Source organism: Nocardia sp. NPDC004722 (genome assembly GCF_053601505.1).
This window is the reverse complement of sequence record NZ_JBSGBY010000097.1, coordinates 1-18,383: the sequence shown is the minus strand read 5'-3', so window position 1 is coordinate 18,383 and position 18,383 is coordinate 1. Positions and strand designations below refer to the sequence as shown.

20 protein-coding genes are annotated in these 18,383 nt (G+C 68.4%); 13 read left to right on the top strand and 7 right to left on the bottom strand.

What is annotated here, in order from left to right:
• Together ACWELQ_RS12785 and ACWELQ_RS12780 are read right to left on the bottom strand one after the other, a co-directional pair.
• A partial coding sequence (locus ACWELQ_RS12785) for an ABC transporter permease (protein WP_452397186.1) occupies window positions 1-497 on the bottom strand: 497 nt, incomplete at its 3' end.
• Window positions 494-1,351, bottom strand: a complete 858-nt coding sequence (locus ACWELQ_RS12780) for an MlaE family ABC transporter permease (RefSeq protein WP_452397185.1) — start codon at window positions 1,349-1,351, stop codon at window positions 494-496. The genes ACWELQ_RS12780 and ACWELQ_RS12785, both read right to left, overlap by 4 nt.
• Window positions 1,352-1,678: 327 nt before the next feature.
• Here ACWELQ_RS12780 and ACWELQ_RS12775 point away from each other — a divergent pair, with 327 nt between their 5' ends.
• Window positions 1,679-1,954 carry an Lrp/AsnC family transcriptional regulator gene (locus tag ACWELQ_RS12775; RefSeq protein ID WP_040856541.1) on the top strand — a complete coding sequence of 92 codons (276 nt, stop codon included), beginning with the start codon at window positions 1,679-1,681 and terminating at the stop codon, window positions 1,952-1,954.
• Window positions 1,955-1,957: 3 nt separating this feature from the next.
• Here ACWELQ_RS12775 and ACWELQ_RS12770 read toward each other — a convergent pair whose 3' ends face one another.
• Window positions 1,958-2,266, bottom strand: coding sequence for a hypothetical protein (locus tag ACWELQ_RS12770; RefSeq protein ID WP_452397184.1), 309 nt, complete (start codon window positions 2,264-2,266; stop codon window positions 1,958-1,960).
• A gap of 107 nt (window positions 2,267-2,373) precedes the next feature.
• On the opposite strand from ACWELQ_RS12770, the gene ACWELQ_RS12765 reads away from it, so the two are divergent.
• Entirely contained in the window at window positions 2,374-2,910 is a 537-nt protein-coding gene (locus ACWELQ_RS12765) for a phosphoribosylanthranilate isomerase (RefSeq protein ID WP_452397183.1), read from the top strand.
• On the opposite strand, the gene trpD is transcribed toward ACWELQ_RS12765, so the two are convergent.
• The gene (gene trpD / locus ACWELQ_RS12760; protein ID WP_452397182.1) at window positions 2,907-3,962 is read right to left on the bottom strand and encodes an anthranilate phosphoribosyltransferase; all 1,056 of its coding nucleotides are present in this window, start codon (window positions 3,960-3,962) and stop codon (window positions 2,907-2,909) included. The genes ACWELQ_RS12765 and trpD overlap by 4 nt on opposite strands.
• 133 nt (window positions 3,963-4,095) lie before the next feature.
• Entirely contained in the window at window positions 4,096-4,518 is a 423-nt protein-coding gene (locus ACWELQ_RS12755) for a hypothetical protein (protein ID WP_452397181.1), read from the bottom strand.
• Window positions 4,519-4,688: 170 nt separating this feature from the next.
• Between ACWELQ_RS12755 and ctaE the strand changes: the two genes are divergently transcribed.
• From ctaE to ACWELQ_RS12730, 5 genes are all read left to right on the top strand, one after another.
• Window positions 4,689-5,300: an aa3-type cytochrome oxidase subunit III gene (gene ctaE / locus ACWELQ_RS12750; RefSeq protein ID WP_452397180.1), complete on the top strand. Its 612-nt coding sequence runs from the start codon at window positions 4,689-4,691 to the stop codon at window positions 5,298-5,300.
• A gap of 81 nt (window positions 5,301-5,381) precedes the next feature.
• Window positions 5,382-6,242, top strand: coding sequence for a cytochrome bc1 complex diheme cytochrome c subunit (gene qcrC / locus ACWELQ_RS12745; RefSeq protein ID WP_452397179.1), 861 nt, complete (start codon window positions 5,382-5,384; stop codon window positions 6,240-6,242).
• Between the two features lie 20 nt (window positions 6,243-6,262).
• A complete protein-coding gene (gene qcrA / locus ACWELQ_RS12740; RefSeq protein ID WP_452397187.1) occupies window positions 6,263-7,411 on the top strand; it encodes a cytochrome bc1 complex Rieske iron-sulfur subunit in 1,149 nt (382 codons plus the stop codon).
• Complete coding sequence (gene qcrB / locus ACWELQ_RS12735) at window positions 7,408-9,030, top strand: cytochrome bc1 complex cytochrome b subunit (protein ID WP_452397178.1); 1,623 nt, start codon at window positions 7,408-7,410, stop codon at window positions 9,028-9,030. Before qcrA ends, qcrB begins: the two co-directional genes overlap by 4 nt.
• A 241-nt stretch (window positions 9,031-9,271) precedes the next feature.
• Window positions 9,272-10,261 carry an AraC family transcriptional regulator ligand-binding domain-containing protein gene (locus tag ACWELQ_RS12730; RefSeq protein WP_452397177.1) on the top strand — a complete coding sequence of 330 codons (990 nt, stop codon included), beginning with the start codon at window positions 9,272-9,274 and terminating at the stop codon, window positions 10,259-10,261.
• Window positions 10,262-10,327: 66 nt separating this feature from the next.
• Here the strand turns inward: ACWELQ_RS12730 and ACWELQ_RS12725 are convergent, their stop codons facing one another.
• Window positions 10,328-10,948 (bottom strand): class I SAM-dependent methyltransferase, encoded by a 621-nt coding sequence (locus ACWELQ_RS12725; RefSeq protein WP_452397176.1) that lies wholly within the window; start codon window positions 10,946-10,948, stop codon window positions 10,328-10,330.
• Window positions 10,949-11,079: 131 nt separating this feature from the next.
• Here ACWELQ_RS12725 and ACWELQ_RS12720 point away from each other — a divergent pair, with 131 nt between their 5' ends.
• The gene (locus ACWELQ_RS12720; RefSeq protein ID WP_452397175.1) at window positions 11,080-11,373 is read left to right on the top strand and encodes a hypothetical protein; all 294 of its coding nucleotides are present in this window, start codon (window positions 11,080-11,082) and stop codon (window positions 11,371-11,373) included.
• Here ACWELQ_RS12720 and ACWELQ_RS12715 read toward each other — a convergent pair.
• Window positions 11,361-13,127, bottom strand: coding sequence for a DEDD exonuclease domain-containing protein (locus ACWELQ_RS12715; protein ID WP_452397174.1), 1,767 nt, complete (start codon window positions 13,125-13,127; stop codon window positions 11,361-11,363). The genes ACWELQ_RS12720 and ACWELQ_RS12715 overlap by 13 nt on opposite strands.
• 606 nt (window positions 13,128-13,733) lie before the next feature.
• Here ACWELQ_RS12715 and ACWELQ_RS12710 point away from each other — a divergent pair.
• The 5 genes from ACWELQ_RS12710 (at window position 13,734) to ACWELQ_RS12690 (ending at window position 18,257) form a co-directional block, all read left to right on the top strand.
• Window positions 13,734-14,363 carry a C40 family peptidase gene (locus ACWELQ_RS12710; RefSeq protein ID WP_452397173.1) on the top strand — a complete coding sequence of 210 codons (630 nt, stop codon included), beginning with the start codon at window positions 13,734-13,736 and terminating at the stop codon, window positions 14,361-14,363.
• A gap of 229 nt (window positions 14,364-14,592) precedes the next feature.
• A complete protein-coding gene (locus ACWELQ_RS12705; protein ID WP_452397172.1) occupies window positions 14,593-15,597 on the top strand; it encodes an NlpC/P60 family protein in 1,005 nt (334 codons plus the stop codon).
• Window positions 15,598-15,648: 51 nt separating this feature from the next.
• Window positions 15,649-16,656, top strand: a complete 1,008-nt coding sequence (locus ACWELQ_RS12700) for a peptidase MA family metallohydrolase (protein WP_452397171.1) — start codon at window positions 15,649-15,651, stop codon at window positions 16,654-16,656.
• A 27-nt stretch (window positions 16,657-16,683) separates the two neighbouring features.
• Entirely contained in the window at window positions 16,684-17,832 is a 1,149-nt protein-coding gene (locus tag ACWELQ_RS12695) for a glycosyltransferase family 4 protein (protein WP_452397170.1), read from the top strand.
• Window positions 17,833-17,864: 32 nt separating this feature from the next.
• Entirely contained in the window at window positions 17,865-18,257 is a 393-nt protein-coding gene (locus tag ACWELQ_RS12690) for a polyketide cyclase / dehydrase and lipid transport (RefSeq protein WP_452397169.1), read from the top strand.
• The last annotated feature ends 126 nt before the right edge of the window (window positions 18,258-18,383 follow it).

Below are 18,383 nucleotides of genomic sequence, written 5' to 3'. Positions count from 1 at the left end.
GCGATCACCCGGGTGGTGACCACGAACGGCACCGACCGGATGCCCAGCGATTCCAGGGCGTCGATCTCCTCGGAGATGCGCATGGAACCGATCTCGGCGGTCATCCGGCAGCCCGCCTGCGCGGCGAACCCGATGCCCGCCGCGATCGGGGCCAGCTCCCGGGTCACGCCGAACGCCGAGATCAAACCGCTGAGCTGGCCCAGCGACAGCAGATTCAACGCGCTGAACGCCTCGATCCCGATCGACGCTCCCATGGCCGCGCCCATCAGCAGCATGAGCGGCACCACGCCGCCGCCGATGATCACCGAACCGCGACCCCAGGTCATATCGGTGATCACCGCGGCGGTCTGACGGCGATAGTGGATCAGCGTGTACGGCACCGAGGACAGCACCTGCCATGCGAAACCCAGGACGAAGCCGAGGTTTTCGATCGGGCCCATCGGGCGCAGGCGACGGGTCCAGCCCAGACCCGGCGCGGTGTAGGGGGCCGCCATCATGCCATCCGAACCGGGATGAACATGGTGACCACCTGCGTGATCGCCGTGTTCAACACCGTGACCGCGGCCACCGACATCACCACCGCGGCATTCACACCGTCCGCGACCCCGCGCGGCCCGCCCTTGGCCTCCAGGCCGCGCTGACAGGCGATGACCACCACCAGGAACCCGAAGATCACCGATTTGATCAGCGACACCCAGATGTCGATGGGCGCGGTGAACGAGCCGAAGGACTGCCAGTACGACCCCGGCGTCACCCCCAGCGCTGTCACCGCCACCGCGAAACCCGACGCGATGCCGATGAAGATGATCAGCACATTGAGCAGCGGCGCGATCAGCATCATGGCGGCGATGCGCGGAACCACCAGGCGCTGAACGGGATCCACGCCCATAACGCGCATGGCGTCGACCTCCTCGCGGATGGTGCGCGCCCCCAGATCCGCGGCGATCGCCGCCGCCCCCGCCCCGCCCAGCAGCATGGCCGTGGCCAGCGGCGCGCCCTGCTTGATGACGCCGAGCCCACCGGCCGCGCCGATCATGGAATCCGCGCCCAGCTGCGAGACGATATTGCCGACCTGCGCGGAGACGATGACGCCGAACGGAATCGCCATCAGCACACTGGGTATCGCGGTGACCCTGATGAGAAACCAAGCCTGCGTGAGAGTTTCGTGGACCGGAAAGCGCAGGCGGGCCACATCCGCGGTGCCGACCCGCATCGCCTCCGCCGCCATCCGCAGCGAGCGGCCCAAAGTCCCCAGGCTCGACAACACCGTCTCGCCGAAATTTCGTCGTAGCACCTGCGCCCCGGACAATTCCGTGGCCTCGGATCGATCATGGATATCAGCCGTCGACATCGAACCTCCTTGCGGTTCTTCGTCACTCCCCTGGACGATCACCCGCAGGTTCCGGCTGCCCCACCAGCCGTGCGAACTCGCGCCGATCTTCGGGGGAGGCTACCCCGAGTGAAACAGGTTCTAGGCGCGGTTTTGAAAAGCTGCTGAGGACACCCCGGGAACTCCGGAAAAACAACCGCTGCCACTCGGCCGCACCGGATTTGCTTCATGTAACTCCGAATAGCGAGCGGCACAAGGCGCGGTGCCGGTCAGCGGAACGGGGACGCCGGATCCCCGGCCCGGGGGGAATCCTGGGCGCGCGGACACGTGCTGACTAGAGTTGGGCCCATGATTACCGCGATTGTGCTGATCTCCGCCGAGCCGGATCGGATTCCCGAGACCGCGCAGGAACTCGCCGACATCAAGGGCGTGGCCGAGGTCTACTCGTGCGCGGGGGACGTGGACCTGATCGCCGTGGTGCGGGTGCGCGACCACGAGGAGATCGCCGACGTCGTCACCGGGCGGATCAACAAGACGCCCGGCGTGCTGCGCACCGCCACCCACATCGCGTTCAAGTCGTACTCGCGCGCCGATGTGGAGGCGGGATTCTCGATCGGCGAGTAGCCGTCAGCGGGTCTGGACCGACGCGCCGAGCGCGGTGCCGGAGTGGCCCGGCTCGATGGTGTGCGTGACGCCGCCCTTGCAGCCGGGGAACAGGTACACCCGCGCCCGCAACGGGGTCTCGTTGTCGACATTGAGGCGACGTGGGACGCTGCGAATGGTCACACAGTCGTCGGCGGTGCCGTAGTTGCGGCCGTCCACGGTCAGCGTGCCGGAGTCGGTCACATCCACGCGGGCCGTATGGGCCGCGCTCACAGGGATCCCGATGCCAAGGAACACGACCACCAGGCCGGGTAGCGCCACTGCGTATCGCATGACGAGACTGTAACGCCGCTGTGACCAACGCTGTCACAAACACACAGGTGAATGCCCCGAACTCTCAGGACACTCGGAGGAATTCACGCGAGGAGACAGGACAGGACATGTTCGTGAAGGTGTGCGGGCTGACCACCGAGGAACAGATCGACTGGGCCGTCGAACTCGGCTACACCGCCATCGGCGTGGTGGGCACGACCAAGAGCAAACGGTACGTCGAACCCGGCCGGGCCCGGGAACTGGCCGCCTACGCGCGCGGGCGCATTCGCAGCTTCGTGGTGGCCTTCGACAAGACCGAGGTCGACGCGGTCATCGACGACTTCGACGTCATCCAGCTCTACCACTGGACCGCCCTGCCCAACCTGGCCTACTGCTCGGCGGTCGCGCCCGAACCCGGGCAGGACTGCGAATACTTCTTCTACGACGCCAGCACCGGATCCGGCGTCTTCGCCGCCTTCCCCGACTGGCTCGACCAGGTCCCCGGACAGGTGGTGCTGGCCGGGGGATTGAACGCCGACAATGTCGCGGGCGTCATCGAGGCCCACCGACCCTACGGCGTCGACGTCTCCAGCTCGGTCGAAATCGCGCCCGGCGTCAAGAGTTTCGACGCCATGCGCGATTTCATCCAGGCCACGAAGGGCTAGTTCGCGTCCAGCTTGTTGGAGATCTCGACCCAGCGGTCCAGCAGGTTCGACGCCGCACCGGAATCGACGGTCGCCGCCACCCGCTGCAATGCGATCGCCAGCTTGGCGTGCAGATCGGCCTCGACGTCCTCGGGGCGCAGTTCGAAGGCCACCAGTGCGGCCGCGGAATTCAACAGCACCGCGTCGCGGACCGGGCCCGGGTCGCCGGCGAACATATTGCGGGCGATCACCGCGTTCATCTCGGCGTCGCCGCCGCGCAGTGCGATCGGATCCACCCGCTCGATGCCGAGTCGCGTTGGGTCGATGGTGGTTTCGTGGCTGCGGCCGCCCGCGACCACCCACACGTCGGTGGTGTCGGCGGTGGTGATCTCGTCCAGGCCGTCATTGCCGCGCACCACCAGCGCCGAAGCGCCACGCTCTTGGAACACTCCCGCGATCACCCGCACCAGATCCGGGAACGCGCAGCCGATCAGACCGGCCGACGGCTGCGCCGGATTGGTCAGCGGGCCCAGGATATTGAAGACCGTCGGAATGCCGATCTCACCGCGCGCCTGACTGGCGTAGCGCAGGGAAGGGTGGAAGACGGGCGCGAAGCAGAAGCCGATCCCGGTCTGCCGCACGCACTCGGCCACCGATTCCGGGCCCAGCGCGATCTTCACGCCCAGCGCCTCCAGCGTGTCCGCGCCGCCGCTCTTCGAGGACGCCGCCCGGTTACCGTGCTTGATCACCGGAATCCCGGTGGCCGCCACCACGATCGAGGACATGGTGGAGATGTTCACGCTGCCGGAACGGTCACCGCCGGTGCCGACGATGTCGATCGCCGCGCCGTCGTGCGACACCCGCCGGGCGTGCGAGAGCATGCCGGAGGCCAGCCCGTTGAGTTCGGTCGGGGTCGGGCCCTTCATCTTCAGGGCCACGCCGAAGGCCGCGATCTGCGCGGAGGTGGCGTTATCGGTGAAGATCTCGTTCATCGCCCACGCGGCCTCGTCCAGGGACAGGTCGTTGCCGTCGGTGAGGATGCCGAGAACTTCTCGCCAGCTGCGCGCGCTCATTGCCTTCTCTTCCCGTTGCCGGATAACCGGACACCAGTGTTGTTGGGCAAAGCCTAACGGGCACAGTCGGCGCAGCCGTCCTAAGTCCGCGCACGGCCGGAGCGAATGCGGAGGTATCGCCTAATCTGCGGGGCTAGTACTTATCGCCGGGACCGGTGGCGGGCTGGAGAGCGTCCCAGCCCAGGACCGTGCCGTCGTGGCGTTGCGCGATCCCGGCCATGCGGGAGCGTTCCTGCGAACAGTGCAGGGCATCGAGGACCTGCACGCGTCGCAGCACCAGCTTCACGGGGTCGGAACTGTCCACCGAGGCAGTGTCATAGCCGATCTGCGCGGCAATGATCTGCACCGCATTCACCCGGTCGGCGGGAACTCGGAGATGGTGCCGGAGGACTACTGGTTGGTCGGGAGTCCAGTCCATCGCCTTGCCCAAGGCCGCTGAACAGGCTTCCGCGTCATCGAAACTCGACGCGACCACCACCAGATCCGGGCGTGTCGGATCCAGTTCCGTTGTCCCGCTCCGCCCGACCAGCCGCCGCCACCACGATTTCAGCTTCATAAGACCCTCTCAACACGGCTCAGCTTCCTCTTACCTGCGCAATCTAGGCTCTGCCGTGACACGCCGAGAGCCCCCGCGAGACGCTCGCTCGCCCTGGGCTTTCCGACACGTACGACGAACTTTCGTACCCCGCTACGCCTGTCGTACTACGACAAGTCATACTTACCGGCGTGACGACCGCAGTAGGGACCCCAGGATCGGCCATTACCCAGCGTGTGCATTCGCTGAACCGGCCCAACATGGTCAGCGTCGGTACCATCATCTGGCTGTCGAGCGAGCTGATGTTCTTCGCCGGCTTGTTCGCCATGTACTTCGTTGCTCGCGCGCAGGCGCACGGGAACTGGCCGCCGGAGCCGACCGAGCTGAACCTGAAGCTGGCCGTGCCGGTGACCACCGTGCTGGTGCTGTCCTCGTTCACCTGCCAGATGGGCGTCTTCGCCGCCGAGCGCGGTGACGTCTTCGGTCTGCGTCGCTGGTACGTGCTGACCTTCATCATGGGCGCGATCTTCGTCGCCGGTCAGGGCACCGAGTACCACGCCCTGGTCAAGGAGGGCACCTCGATCTCCAGCTCGGTGTACGGCTCGGTGTTCTACATCACCACCGGTTTCCACGGTCTGCACGTCATCGGCGGTCTCATCGCGTTCATCTTCCTGCTGGTGCGCACCAAGCTCAGCAAGTTCACCCCGGCGCAGGCCACGGCGGCGATCGTCGTCTCGTACTACTGGCACTTCGTCGACATCGTCTGGATCGGCCTCTTCGCGACGATCTACTTCGTCCGCTAACCCGGACAGCGCCGAGGCCCAGCCCGCGTCGGCACCCCAAAACTTGTACAAGTCGGTTCCGTCTACTCCAAAGGGACACAGATGAGTTCATCTCCCCCGTCAGCGCCAGATCCCGAGGGGATCGGCCAGGCCACCAAGGTCCGCAAGCAGCGCCGCATGCGTCGGAAGCTGGTCGGCGGTCTGGTTCTCCTGATGGGCCTCGTCGGAGCCGGCTTCGCGGCGTCGGCCCTGACCCCGCAGGCTCAGGTCGCGACCGCGCACGACGATCAGTCCGCGCTGATCCGCGAGGGCAAGCAGATCTACGACACCTCCTGCGTCACCTGCCATGGCGCGAACCTGCAGGGTGTGCAGGATCGCGGCCCCAGCCTGATCGGCGTCGGTGAGGCCGCGGTCTACTTCCAGGTGTCCACCGGTCGCATGCCCGCCGCGGGCAACGGCGCGCAGATCCTGCGCAAGCCCGCCAAGTTCGACGCGCACCAGACCGACGCGCTCGGCGCGTACGTCCAGTCCATCGGCGGCGGTCCGACGGTGCTGCGCGACGGCGACAACTCGATCGCGCAGGAGTCGATCATCGCGGACCGCGACCTCGGCCGCGGTGGCGAGCTGTTCCGCATGAACTGCGCCTCCTGCCACAACTTCACCGGCAAGGGTGGCGCGCTGTCCTCCGGCAAGTTCGCGCCGCCGCTGGAGGAAGCCAGCGAGCAGCAGATCTATCTGGCCATGCTGACCGGCCCGCAGAACATGCCCAAGTTCTCCGACCGCCAGCTGACGCCGGAGGAGAAGAAGGACATCGTCGCCTACATCAAGGACCGGATGGAGACCAAGTCCGAGGGCGGCTACGGCCTCGGCGGCTTCGGTCCCGCCACCGAGGGCCTGGCCATCTGGGTCGTCGGCATTGTGGCCCTGGTCGGTTCCGCGATGTGGATCGGTTCCCGGTCATGAGTGAACAGGAGCGAAACAGCATGGGGGACAACCCCACTGAGCCGCACGGGGCCAGCCCCGTCGAACCCACCGACGAACAGCTCGACGCCATGTCGCGCGACGAGCTGGTCAAGCTCGGCACCGAGCTCGACGGCGTCGACGTCGCCTACCGCGCCCCGCGCTGGCCGGTCCCGGGCACCCGGGCCGAGAAGCGCGCCGAGCGCCGCGTGGCCCTGTGGTTCGCCATCGCCGGCATCGCCGGTGCGGCGCTGATCGGCGTCTACCTGTTCTGGCCCTGGGAGTACAAGGGCCGGCACCAGGACGGCAACGGCATGTACACGCTGACCACCCCGCTCTACGGCCTGACGCTCGGCATCGCCGTGCTGGCCGTCGGCATCGCGGTGGTGCTGATCCGCAAGCACTTCATCCCCGCCGAGATCTCCATCCAGGACCGCCACGACGGCACGTCCAAGGAGGTCGACCGCCGGACCCTGGTCGCGCAGCTGGCTGACGCGGCCGACACCTCCACCCTGGGTCGCCGCAAGCTCATCACCCGCACCGCGGGCCTGGGCGTCGGCGTGCTCGGTGTGGGCGCGCTGCTCGTCTTCGTCGGCGGCATGATCAAGAACCCGTGGGCCAAGGGCGACAAGTCGCCGCTGTGGGTCTCGGGCTGGACCCCGGACTACCCGGGCGAGACCGTCTACCTGCGTCGCGACACCGGCCGGCCCGAGGACATCGTCCTGGTCAAGCCGGAGGACCTCGACGCCGGCGCCATGGAGACCGTCTTCCCCTGGAAGGAATCCTGGCGTGGTGACGAGCACGCGACCCTGCAGTCGCTGCGCGGAATCCGCAACGCGGTCATGCTGATCCGCCTGCGCACCCACGATGCCGAGCACGCCATCAAGCGCAAGGGTCAGGAGAGCTTCAACTTCGGCGACTACTTCGCCTACTCGAAGATCTGCACCCACCTCGGCTGCCCGACCTCGCTGTTCGAGCAGCAGACCAACCGGATCCTGTGCCCCTGCCACCAGTCGCAGTTCTCCGCGACCGAATGGGGTAAGCCGGTCTTCGGTCCCGCCGCTCGCGCGCTGCCGCAGCTGCCGATCACCGTCAACGCCGATGGCTACCTGGTCGCCCAGCACGACTTCATCGAGCCCCTCGGCCCGGCCTACTGGGAGCGTCGTTCATGAGCCCTAGCAAAGCGGCCGTTCAGGCCAACGAGATCGACGAGCGCTACCGCGTCGCGGCCTTCGCCAAGCGATCGATCAACAAGGTCTTCCCGACCCACTGGTCGTTCCTGCTCGGTGAGATCGCGCTGTACGCGTTCATCATCCTGCTGCTGTCGGGTATCTACCTGACGCTGTACTTCGACCCGTCCATGAGCGAGACCGTCTACAACGGCGTCTACCAGCCGTTGCGCGGTGTCACCATGTCGCGGGCCTACGAGACCGCGCTGAACATCTCCTTCGAGGTGCGCGGCGGTCTGTTCGTGCGCCAGGTGCACCACTGGGCGGCACTGCTTTTCGCGTCGTCGATCATCATCCACCTGTTCCGCATCTTCTTCACCGGCGCGTTCCGCAAGCCGCGTGAGGCGAACTGGGTGATCGGCTCGCTGCTGCTGATCCTGGCCATGTTCGAAGGCTTCTTCGGCTACTCGATCCCCGACGACCTGCTGTCGGGTACCGGTCTGCGCGCCGCCTTCGGTGGTATCACCATGGGCATCCCGGTCATCGGCACCTGGATGCACTGGCTGATCTTCGGCGGTGACTTCCCGGGCACCATCATCATTCCGCGCCTCTACATCGCGCACGTGCTGCTGCTGCCGGGCATCATCCTGGCCCTGATCGCCGCCCACGTGGCGCTGGTCTGGTACCAGAAGCACACCCAGTTCCCCGGACCGGGCCGCACCGAGAAGAACGTCGTCGGCGCCCGCATCATCCCGGTGTTCGCGGCCGACCAGGGCGCGTTCTTCGCCTTCACCCTCGGCATCGTCGCGATCATGGGTGGCGTCTTCCAGATCAACCCGATCTGGAACCTGGGTCCCTACAACCCGTCTCAGGTCTCCGCGGGTTCGCAGCCGGACTTCTACATGATGTGGACCGACGGCATGGCCCGACTCATGCCGCCGTGGGAGCTGTACCTGGGCCGCTACACGGTCCCGGCGCCGTTCTGGGTCGCCCTGATCATGGGCGCGGTCTTCGGTGTGCTGGTCATGTACCCGTGGATCGAGAAGCGCCTCACCGGCGACACCGCCCGCCACAACCTGCTCCAGCGTCCGCGCGACGTGCCGGTCCGCACCGCCATCGGTGCCATGGCCATCGCGTTCTACCTGGTGCTGACGCTGGCGTGTGTCAACGACATCCTGTCGCTGAAGTTCGACATCTCGCTGAACGCCACCACCTGGTTCTTCCGCATCGCGCTGCTGCTGGCCCCGCCGCTGGCGTACTTCGTCGCCTACCGGTTCTGCATCGGTCTGCAGCGGTCGGACCGCGCGGTGCTCGAGCACGGCGTGGAAACCGGTGTGATCAAGCGGCTTCCGCACGGTGAGTACATCGAGGTCCACCAGCCCCTGGGCCCGGTCGACTCGCACGGCCACCCGATCCCGCTGGAGTACCAGGGCGCCCCGGTGCCCAAGAAGATGGTCAAGCTCGGCTCCGCCGGCAAGCCCGGCACCGGCTCCTTCCTGCGCGCCGACCCGGCGTCGGAGCAGGAGCAGAACGTGGCCAACGCACACGAGGAAGAGCACGCCATGCTGCACGCCCTCGAGTCCGCGCAGAACGCCGCGCTCACCGACAAGCACGATCACTGATCGTCCGAGTCACCCGAAGGCCCCGAGTCGAATTCGACTCGGGGCCTTCCCCGTTCCGGGCCCGAGACATCCCCTCCGCGCCGCGGACTGTCCGGATCGAGTGATTCGACCGTACGGCGGCCGAGGGCGCGCGACGACGGCTATCGGCCGGAAACCGGATGAACACACAGGTCAGAGGACTGTGCGGGAATTCCGGTCCGGATGGGTGACGGGGCGGGCGAATGTTTGTTAGCTTCCGGATATGGGTGTCCAGGCGAATCGGACGCCGGGGGTACGGCCCGCGGTGGCCACCCGGTATGCGGTGGAGACCGGTCGGGCACAGGGGATTTCGGTCGTCGAATGTCTGGCGGGGACCGGGCTGCGCGGCAGTGACCTGGAAGAGCCGGGCGCGACGGTGCGGGCGGGGCAGGAACTGCGGGTCATCCGCAACCTCATCACGCACGCTGGGAACGGGCGCGAGCGGGATGGTGACACGCACCGGGGCGGGGCGCGGGAACTCGGGGTCGCGACCGGGCGGCGGTACACGCTGACCAGCGCGGGGATCGTGGGGTACGCCATGCTGACGAGCCCGACCGTGCGGGACGCGATCCGGCTGCTGCCAAGGTATTTCGCGGTCACCTCGGTGCGGTTCGAGCCGGTGTTCGAGGAGACGGCCGACGGGCTGACGGTGACACTCGGCGACGGCGAGAGAGGGAGCTCGGTGCGAGACTTCCTGCTGGCCCGGGATCTCACGGCGGCCCGCGAGGTGGTGTCGGCGCTGATGTCGCCACTCACACCGCTCTCCCAACCCGAATCCGATACCGTCGGTGGCGGATTCACGGTGCTTCCCGACGTACTCGATCACCCCGCGCACGCCCCGGACACGCACACCGGCCTGCTGTGCATCCAGCAATGCGAATCGGCGCTGGATCGGCGGCACCGCCACACCGGCACCGCGGCCCAGGTGCGGCGAATCCTGCTGCGCACGCCCGCATCCCCACCGGCCCCCGCCGAGGTGGCGCACGAACTCGGTGTCTCCGAACGGGCCCTGCACAATCGCCTGGCGGCCCAGCACGTCAGCTTCCGCGGCCTCGTCGACCAACTCCGGCAGCTCCTGACGGCCGAATTCCTCGACCTGGGCATGACCGCGCAGTCGGTCGCCCGCATGACCGGCACCACCGCCCGCACCGGCCCCGGCTACCCTCGCCGCCCCGGCCGATCGGCCGGAGGCACCCACGACATCCCACGCTGATCGAAGACCTCGCCCAGACCGACGGCCGTGTTCCTTCCGGCGACCAGCCCCACGGTGTGGCTGGGACTAGCCCTGCGGCACTGCCGTTTCCGGTTTGGTCCATATGAGGGAGTAGCGCCACAGCACGTGGCGGCGGTAGCGGACGCCGGGCAGGAGTTCGGCGGCGGTCTCGCGGACCTCCGTATACGTTTGCGGTGGCGGCCAGACGACCGGGGACGGGTGTGGCCACTGCACGCGGAAGAGACGGTCCTTGAAACTGGTGAGCAGGGCCGCGGCCTCCCAGGGCAGATCCGTGGGAGAGCTGTTGCGGGCCATGCCGATCAGCGCCAGGGTGCCGCCGGGGCGGAGTAGGTCGCGCATGCGGACCAGGGCCTTCTCGGAGTCCATATGATGCAGTGCGGCGATGGATACGATCCCGTCGAAGGACTCCGGCTCGAACGGGTAGTCCAGGAAATCCGCCTGCACATAGGTGATCTCGCTCGGCGCGGACTGTTCGCGAGCCAGCTCGATACTCGTCGGATCCGGATCGATCCCCGTCACCTCGGCTCCCGACCGCCGAATTCGCCGCGCCAGCTGGCCTTCCCCGCATCCGACGTCCAGCACCTCCCTCGCGCCGGACACCGCGTCGGCGAGCAGGGAGTGGTACTCGATGTTGTGGTTCCAGCGCTCGTTGTCGGGAACGTCCATACCGCCATTCTGGCAGCGTCCCGCATCAGCCGCCCTGAATCCTGCTGTCGAGAAGTCGTTTTCGGTGCGCGATCGGAGGCGTTCGGGCGTGGCCGGTGCGGTTGTCGGAGGGCGTCCCTATCGTTGGTCGTATGACCGATATCGCTCCCTTGGCCGCTTCCACCCGGGCTCGCTTCGGCGACGCCGGCGTGCATGCCATCGTGCGCAACGGGCGCACGGTGCACGCGGTCGGTCTCGGCGAGTGGGTCGAGGGCGAGGAGGTTCCGGAGCTGCTGTGCCACACCGGGATCGCCGGGTGGTCGCCCGCCGTGCTGGAACCGACCCGCGCGGAGGTGACCTGCGCCCGTTGCCTGCGGCGGCTCGGCAGAACCGCCGTTTCTCGGCAACTTCCCCTGTTCGGCGACGACGCGAGTCAGCTCGGATAGTCGGCCGGGGACCGAGTGGCCGTGGCCGCGGCTTCGGCGCGGGTGACCCAGTCGAGCCAGGGGCCCGCGCCCAGGCGGGGTTCGGCATAGCCGTCTGTGGTGCGGACGATGCGGGTGCCGGGTTGCTCGAGCCAGCGGACGAGCAGGCCCGCCTCCTCCGGAAGAGCGCCGCGCAGTGGGGGATAGGACGGGTCCGCGCCGGGGCCGGCGAGGTTGGGCGGGAGGACGGTTTCGGCGGAGGCGGCGAGGCGGTCGACGACCGGCATGGGGGAGACGCCGCGGACGGCCGTGCCCGCGGCGGCCAGGCGCGCATGGCGGATGATCGCGAACTGCCAGCCACCGGCACCGTCGGGATGGGCAGCTATCAGTTCCGGGATGGCCGCGAGGGCGGCCAGGCGCTGGGTGCGGCGCAGCGCCCGGACCACCGCCACGGTGCGATCCCGCAGCCGGGCTGCGGCCTCGAAATGTTCTGCGGTGGACAGGGTTTCGAGTTTGGCGGCGACAATGCGCAGCAGCGCGTCGTCGACCCCGGTGAACAGGGCGCGGATCGCGGCCGGAGCTTGTTCGTACTCCTCTATATATAGGGTGCTGTTTTCGGCGCTCGCCGGGCAACCGCCGACCACGGCGGGCAGGCAACCGTGCTGTCCGGTACGCGGGATGCGGTTCGTACACGTGCGCAGGCCCGCCTGCTCGGCGAGGGTGGCGGCGATCTCCTGGGCGTCGGCGCGGGAGGTGAACGGGCCCAGCGCGTCCCGGGTCGGCGTCCGGGAGACGGCGAAGCGCGGGAACGGCTCATCGGTCAGCGTCAGCCACCACGCCCGCTGCGGGAACTTCGAGCGCCGGTTGTAGGGCGGGGTGTGCGCGATCAGCAGCCGCAGCTCCCGCACCCCCGCCTCCAGGCCGTGCGCGCACTCCACGTGATCGACCCGGGTGGCCAGCTGCACCATCTCGCGCATGCGCGGGCGGGTGTCGGATCCGGTGAAGTAGTTGCGGACGCGGCGGCGCAGATTCACCGCCGTCCCTATATAGAGGACTTCGTCCGACGGCCCGCGGAACAGGTACACGCCCGGCGTCGCCGGAAGATCCGCGGCCAGTGTCCGTTTGGCGCGCTGCCGCCGCGTCACCTCCGGCAGATAGTCCAGCAGTTCGGTGAGACTCTGCACCCCTTGATTGCCGACCCGGGCGATGAGCGCGTGCAGCACGTCCACGGTCGCCTTGGCGTCGTCGAGGGCCCGGTGGGTCGGTCGCGTCTCGGCCCCCAGCAGCTGCGCGAGATACCAGAGCTTGGCCGAGGGCGCCTCCTCCTTCGGCAGCACCCGCCGCGCCAGCTGGACGGTGCACAGCGTTTGGAAAGCGGGCCAGGGCAATTCGCTGCGCGCCGCGGCGGCCTTCAGGAACCCCACATCGAAGCGGGCATTGTGGGCGACGAGCACCGCGCCCCCCGCGAACTCCAGGAACCCGGGCAGCACCTGCTCGATGCGGGGCGCGTCCACCACCATGGCAGTGGTGATCCCGGTGATCTGCACGATCTGCGGCGGGATCGCGCACCCGGGATTGACGAGGGTCGCGAACTCGCCCAGCACTTCTCCGCCGCGCACCTTCACCGCACCGATCTCGGTGATGGCGTCCCCGTCCGGGCTGGTGCCGGTGGTCTCGAGGTCGACCACCACGAACGTGGTGTCGTAGAGCGGGGTTTCGAGCTCGTCGAAGGCCAGCTGTGCGGCTGGATCCGATCGCGAAGACACGGACGGCAAGCCTAGGCGGGGGGTCCGACAACCTCGGGCCGGTCGTGGCCGTGACCGGCCGCCCGTCCGCGGCCGTGATCTTGCTGAGATTCGCCAGGGGAAATGCCTGAATTTGCGCTGAGAGCCGTCGAGATACTCGAGGTGCAATCCCCGAATTGCGAAAATATGCGAGATTGTGGCCAGGGTCACATTAATGCGGATTGTGGATCAAATTTGATGAAGGGGGCGGTTGGTCCGGTTCGCCGCCCGGCGCGTGCTGCCCCGCTGCCCCGCTGTCGGGCGTGTCGCTCGAGCGTGTCGCAGACTCCCAGGTCGCGGGCCATGGCTCTGACCTTGTGTTATTCGGAATCCGTCCAGGTCGCGGGGGTCCTCGGCGGCCACTTCCTACCCACCGGTAGCCATTGGGACGCTCTCGCGAAAACGGCCGCTGTTATCGTTTCGTGATTGCTGTGACGTTTGTCGCACCGAAATAGGGCCGCGTAACAATTTCGAGTCACGGACCGACCGGCTCGGCTTTACAAAGCACCGTTATGTCCTCGTAATCTTCCTGAGACCTCGCGGAGTCCGACGTACCACCGGGTACGGCGTCGCGGGGCAGATTGGAAGTACCTCACCATGGCGACCACCTCCACCAAGCGACAGGTCCGGGGCATCCAGCGCACCGCGCGCCGTGCCGCAGCGGCCGGAGCCGTCGGCGCTGCCACGCTGAGTGCGCTGCTGCTGCCCGCGACCCCCGCGTCGGCCCAGCCGGTCAACACTCCGGTCGGCGTCTTCGATGTTCCGGATCAGATCCAGCTTCCGGCCATCCCGGGTGTGCCCGCGTCGATCCCGGTGAACATCCCCGAGATTCCGGGCATCGTGACCCCGCAGGGCCCCGGCCCGGCCGCTCCGGCCCCGCAGAACGGCGTGCACCAGGCCGCGGTCGACGCCGCCATGAGCCGCCTCGGCGACCCCTACGTCTACGGCGCTTCCGGCCCGAACGCCTTCGACTGCTCAGGTCTGGTGCAGTGGTCCTACGCGCAGGCCGGAGTCAGCCTGCCGCGCACCAGCTATGAGCAGGCGAACGCCGGCGCGCCGGTGTCCTACGACGACTTGCAGCCCGGCGACGTGGTGTCGTTCTACGGCGGCAGTCACTCCGGCATCTACATCGGCGACGGCAACGTGGTGCACGCGTCCACCTCCGGTCAGCCGGTGAAGGTGGCCCCGATCGCGTCGATGCCGTTCGCGGGCGCGGTCCGGATCTAGAGCCTTCCGGCCCTGCTCGAGGGCGGATTTCGAAACGGCGTCCGTAATGGTTCCGTGGCCTGCTGGACACAACCGGTCGCCGTTTCGTAATCTATTCGAGACCTTCTTGACCAGCTCGGGGTAAGAGAACGGGACGACACCAACGGTGGCAGCGCAGCAGCGACCTCATCGGACACACAGTCAGCGAACCAGACGACTGGTGGGTGGAGCCCTCGCGGTAGGCGCCCTCATGGTCGGCCCCTACAGCACCCTGGGTCTCGGACCCGCGACAGCCGACCCGGTCTCCGCACCGGCAACTGCTGGGGAAGCAGTGCAGCGGCTCATCGACCTGTCGCGGCAATCCGAACAGCTCAATCAGCAGGCGCTCAACGCGCAAGCCGACCTGGACGCCAAGGTCGCCACGCAGACCACCGCCGAGAAGCGGGCCGCCGACGCCACCGCCGCACTCGAGGCGGCCAAGGCCGAAATCAGCCGCTACCAACCGGTCGTCAACCGGGCGGCCACCTCCGCGCTGCTCGGCAGCCGCACCAACCGGCTCACCTCGCTACTGGTGAGCAATTCACCGCAGCAGCTGCTCGACCAGATGTCCATCGTGGACCTGGTGGGCGCGCGCACCAGTGAACAACTGGGCGAATACCAGAAGGCCACCGACGCGGCCGCCGCCGCCGAGAAGATCGCGACCACCGCCGCCGACGCCGCCCGCGCCGCCAGCACCGCGGCCGACGCCATCCGCGCCGACCTGGAAACCAAACGCGCTGCGCTGCAAGGCTCCATGGCCGGTGTCATCGCCGCCTGGGGGCAGCTCTCCGCCGGGGACAAGTCCGCATTGGCGGGCTCCATGTTCCCGCCCGGCTTCGACCGTGACAGCCTGCTCAAGGGCCTGGTCCCCGGCTCCGGTACCAGTGCGCTCGCCGCCGGACTCACCCGCGTCGGCGACCCTTATGTCTGGGGCGCGACCGGTCCCGACCAGTTCGACTGCTCCGGCCTCGTGCAGTGGGCCTTCCATCAGGTCGGCAAGAACGTGCCGCGCACCAGCCAGCAGCAGTCCGACTTCGGCACGCCCGTCGCCGAGAAGGACCTCCAGCCCGGCGACATCGTCTTCTTCTACTCTGACATCTCACACGTGGGCATCTACGCCGGCAACGGATTGATGCTGCACGCTTCGACATTCGGCGTTCCCGTGCAGGTCGCGCCGATGGGCTCCACCCCGTTCCATTCGGCGCGCCGGTTCTGACCAGCAACCGCGCATGAGCATGAGGTGGCCGTTCATGACCATGAGGTGGCGATGAGCGCCCTGGGGCGAGTGCGGGGCTGGCTGTCGGCGCGGCGGCGATTCCAGTTCGTGCTCACGCTGATCATGGTCACCGGGCTGACCGCCGCCTGCGGGGCTCTGCTCATGCTGCCGAATTCGGTGCTGCCCACCCTGCGCGCGGTGGTGCCGAGCCCGGACTCCGGGCTCGCCGCCACGGATCCGCAGGTGCCCGTGGTGAAACGGACCATGGAGTATTACGGCAAGCCGGTCGCCGAAACCGTGTCCACCGGAGCCGATCGGGTCGGGGTCGTGCTCGGCCATGCCGCGCAGAGCGCCGACATCGCCACGCTGGCAAACGAACTCGCGGCGGCCACCGGCGCGGTGACCGCGCTGTGGGGGCCGGAGTGGAATCAGGCGCCCGTCGTCGTGGTCGCCTCCAGCCCGGCCGAATTCGCCGCCCTCACCCGCGCCGTTGGTGACGTGCCCGCCGAGGTCGCGGCCTCGACCGTCGTCGACCCGGTCCGACCCGGCGCCGAATTGACCGGTCAGCGTGTGGTTTTCGGCCCGGAGGCCGGTCGCCGCCTGGGCGCGGACGGCCTGCGCTCGGTGCTGCGCCACGAACTCACCCACATGGCGACCCGCAAGATCACCGTCGACGGCTCCCCGCTGTGGATGCTCGAGGGCGCGGCCGAATACACCGCCCACCGCGGCCTGCACCACCCCGTCACCCAGATCGCCCCCACCCTCACCACCCGTGCCCGCACCGGCGATCTCCCCGCGGACCTGCCCGCCGACGCCCTGTTCGAACCCACCAGCGGCCAAGCCTCCCTCGCCTACGAACAAGGCTGGTCCGCCTGCGCTTTCATCGCCGACCACTACGGCGACCCGAAACTCGTAGACCTCTACCACGCCCTGGCCTCCGGCCCGAAGGACCACGCCGCCCTCGACACCGCCTTCCGCGCCAACCTCGCCACCGACTACGCCGACTTCATCACCGCCTGGCGCACCTGGATCACCACCCGCACGGCCGCAGGCACCTAGCCCCGCCGGTGCAGTAGGTTTGTCGGCATGGGGCGAACGTTGCTGGTTACCAATGATTTCCCGCCGCGACCGGGTGGGATTCAGTCGTATCTGCATGCGCTCGCCCTGCGGCTGCCCGCCGATGAACTGGTGGTGTATGCGCCGCGGTGGCGGGGGGACAGTCACTGGAAATTCGATGCCGAGCAGCCGTTTCAGGTGGTGCGCCATCCCACGACGCTGATGCTGCCGACCCCGCTGGTGGCGCGGCGGGCCAAGAAGCTGATGCGCGACGAGCAGTGCGATCGGGTCTGGTTCGGGGCGGCCGCGCCGCTGGCGTTGATGTCGCCGGTGCTGCGGCGGGCGGGCGCGGAACGCATCATCGCCTCCACCCACGGGCACGAGGTCGGCTGGTCGATGCTGCCGGGGGCGCGGCAGGCGCTGCGCGTGATCGGCGATCACACCGATGTCGTCACCTATGTCAGCAAATACACGCGGGGACGGTTCGCGGCCGCGTTCGGCGCGCAGTCGGCGCTCGAATACCTGCCGCCCGCAGTCGATTCCGAGATCTTCAAGCCGGATCCGGCCGCCCGCGCCGAACTGCGCGCCCGCTACGGGCTGGGGGAGCGGCCCACCATTCTGTGCCTGTCGCGGCTGGTGCCGCGCAAGGGGCAGGACGCGTTGATCGCGGCCATGCCCGAGATTCGCAAGCGCGTCGACGGCGCGGTGCTGGTGATCGCGGGCGGCGGCCCCTACGAGCAGAAGCTGCGCGCCCTGGTCGCCGCGATGGGCGTGTCCGACGACGTGGTGTTCACCGGCCGGGTCCCGGCCAAGGAACTCGCCGCCCACCACACCCTCGCCGATGTCTTCGCCATGCCGTGCCGCACCCGCGGCTTCGGCCTGGACGTCGAGGGCCTGGGCATCGTGTTCCTGGAGGCGTCGGCCACCGGAGTGCCGGTGGTGGCGGGCAATTCGGGCGGCGCGCCGGAAACCGTGCGCGAGGGCGAGACCGGCCGCGTCGTCAACGGCCGCTCCCTGCAATCGCTCACCGACGCCATCGTCGACATCCTCTCCGACCGCGACACCGCCGCCGCCATGGGCGCGGCCGGGCGCGCCTGGGTGCAGCAGCAGTGGCGCTGGGACCTGATGGGCGAGCGACTACAGGAACTGCTGGCCGGTACCCGGTCGGCGCGGGTCTGAGACGATTCCCGTCCTGCGCTAGGCTCAGCCGCGTGAGCAGTATCCAGGTTGCCGATCAGACCTTCGTCGCCGCGCCGGGTGAGGCCGTGGCCGAGGTGCTGGCCGATCGTGCCCGCTGGCGCAAGTGGTGGCCCGACCTGCAGTTGCAGGTTCGGGAAGACCGCGCCGACAAGGGAATTCGCTGGACCGTCAGCGGTGGCGCGGAAGGCACCATGGAGGTCTGGCTGGAGCCCATGCTGGACGGCGTGATCATGCATTTCTTCATGCACGCCGAACCGCGCGGCGGCATCGACGGCATGTCCGGGCGTGACCTGCTGGCCCTCAACCGGACCCGCCGCGTCGCGGGCAAGGTCATGTCCTTCGAGATCAAGGCCCGGCTCGAGGCCGGACGCAAGGCGGGGGTCGCTCCCGCCGCCGTGCACTGACCCCTCCGCCGCGCCCGTACCTCTCCAATGGCTTGAAAGGAAGCGTTGCCGCCCATGGCCGATCGAACTCAGAGGTCGATCGTGATCGACGCACCCTCGGATCGCGTGATGGCGGTCATCGCCGAC

What these genes read in the sequence shown, in the direction of transcription:
- ACWELQ_RS12780 (WP_452397185.1), bottom strand. Translation starts at nt 1,351, where the DNA reads ATGTCGACGGCTGATATCCATGATCGATCCGAGGCCACGGAATTGTCC.
- ACWELQ_RS12775 (WP_040856541.1), top strand. Translation starts at nt 1,679, where the DNA reads ATGATTACCGCGATTGTGCTGATCTCCGCCGAGCCGGATCGGATTCCC.
- ACWELQ_RS12770 (WP_452397184.1), bottom strand. Translation starts at nt 2,266, where the DNA reads ATGCGATACGCAGTGGCGCTACCCGGCCTGGTGGTCGTGTTCCTTGGC.
- ACWELQ_RS12765 (WP_452397183.1), top strand. Translation starts at nt 2,374, where the DNA reads ATGTTCGTGAAGGTGTGCGGGCTGACCACCGAGGAACAGATCGACTGG.
- trpD (WP_452397182.1), bottom strand. Translation starts at nt 3,962, where the DNA reads ATGAGCGCGCGCAGCTGGCGAGAAGTTCTCGGCATCCTCACCGACGGC.
- ACWELQ_RS12755 (WP_452397181.1), bottom strand. Translation starts at nt 4,518, where the DNA reads ATGAAGCTGAAATCGTGGTGGCGGCGGCTGGTCGGGCGGAGCGGGACA.
- qcrC (WP_452397179.1), top strand. Translation starts at nt 5,382, where the DNA reads ATGAGTTCATCTCCCCCGTCAGCGCCAGATCCCGAGGGGATCGGCCAG.
- qcrA (WP_452397187.1), top strand. Translation starts at nt 6,263, where the DNA reads ATGGGGGACAACCCCACTGAGCCGCACGGGGCCAGCCCCGTCGAACCC.
- qcrB (WP_452397178.1), top strand. Translation starts at nt 7,408, where the DNA reads ATGAGCCCTAGCAAAGCGGCCGTTCAGGCCAACGAGATCGACGAGCGC.
- ACWELQ_RS12730 (WP_452397177.1), top strand. Translation starts at nt 9,272, where the DNA reads ATGGGTGTCCAGGCGAATCGGACGCCGGGGGTACGGCCCGCGGTGGCC.
- ACWELQ_RS12725 (WP_452397176.1), bottom strand. Translation starts at nt 10,948, where the DNA reads ATGGACGTTCCCGACAACGAGCGCTGGAACCACAACATCGAGTACCAC.
- ACWELQ_RS12720 (WP_452397175.1), top strand. Translation starts at nt 11,080, where the DNA reads ATGACCGATATCGCTCCCTTGGCCGCTTCCACCCGGGCTCGCTTCGGC.
- ACWELQ_RS12710 (WP_452397173.1), top strand. Translation starts at nt 13,734, where the DNA reads ATGGCGACCACCTCCACCAAGCGACAGGTCCGGGGCATCCAGCGCACC.
- ACWELQ_RS12705 (WP_452397172.1), top strand. Translation starts at nt 14,593, where the DNA reads ATGGTCGGCCCCTACAGCACCCTGGGTCTCGGACCCGCGACAGCCGAC.
- ACWELQ_RS12700 (WP_452397171.1), top strand. Translation starts at nt 15,649, where the DNA reads ATGAGCGCCCTGGGGCGAGTGCGGGGCTGGCTGTCGGCGCGGCGGCGA.
- ACWELQ_RS12695 (WP_452397170.1), top strand. Translation starts at nt 16,684, where the DNA reads ATGGGGCGAACGTTGCTGGTTACCAATGATTTCCCGCCGCGACCGGGT.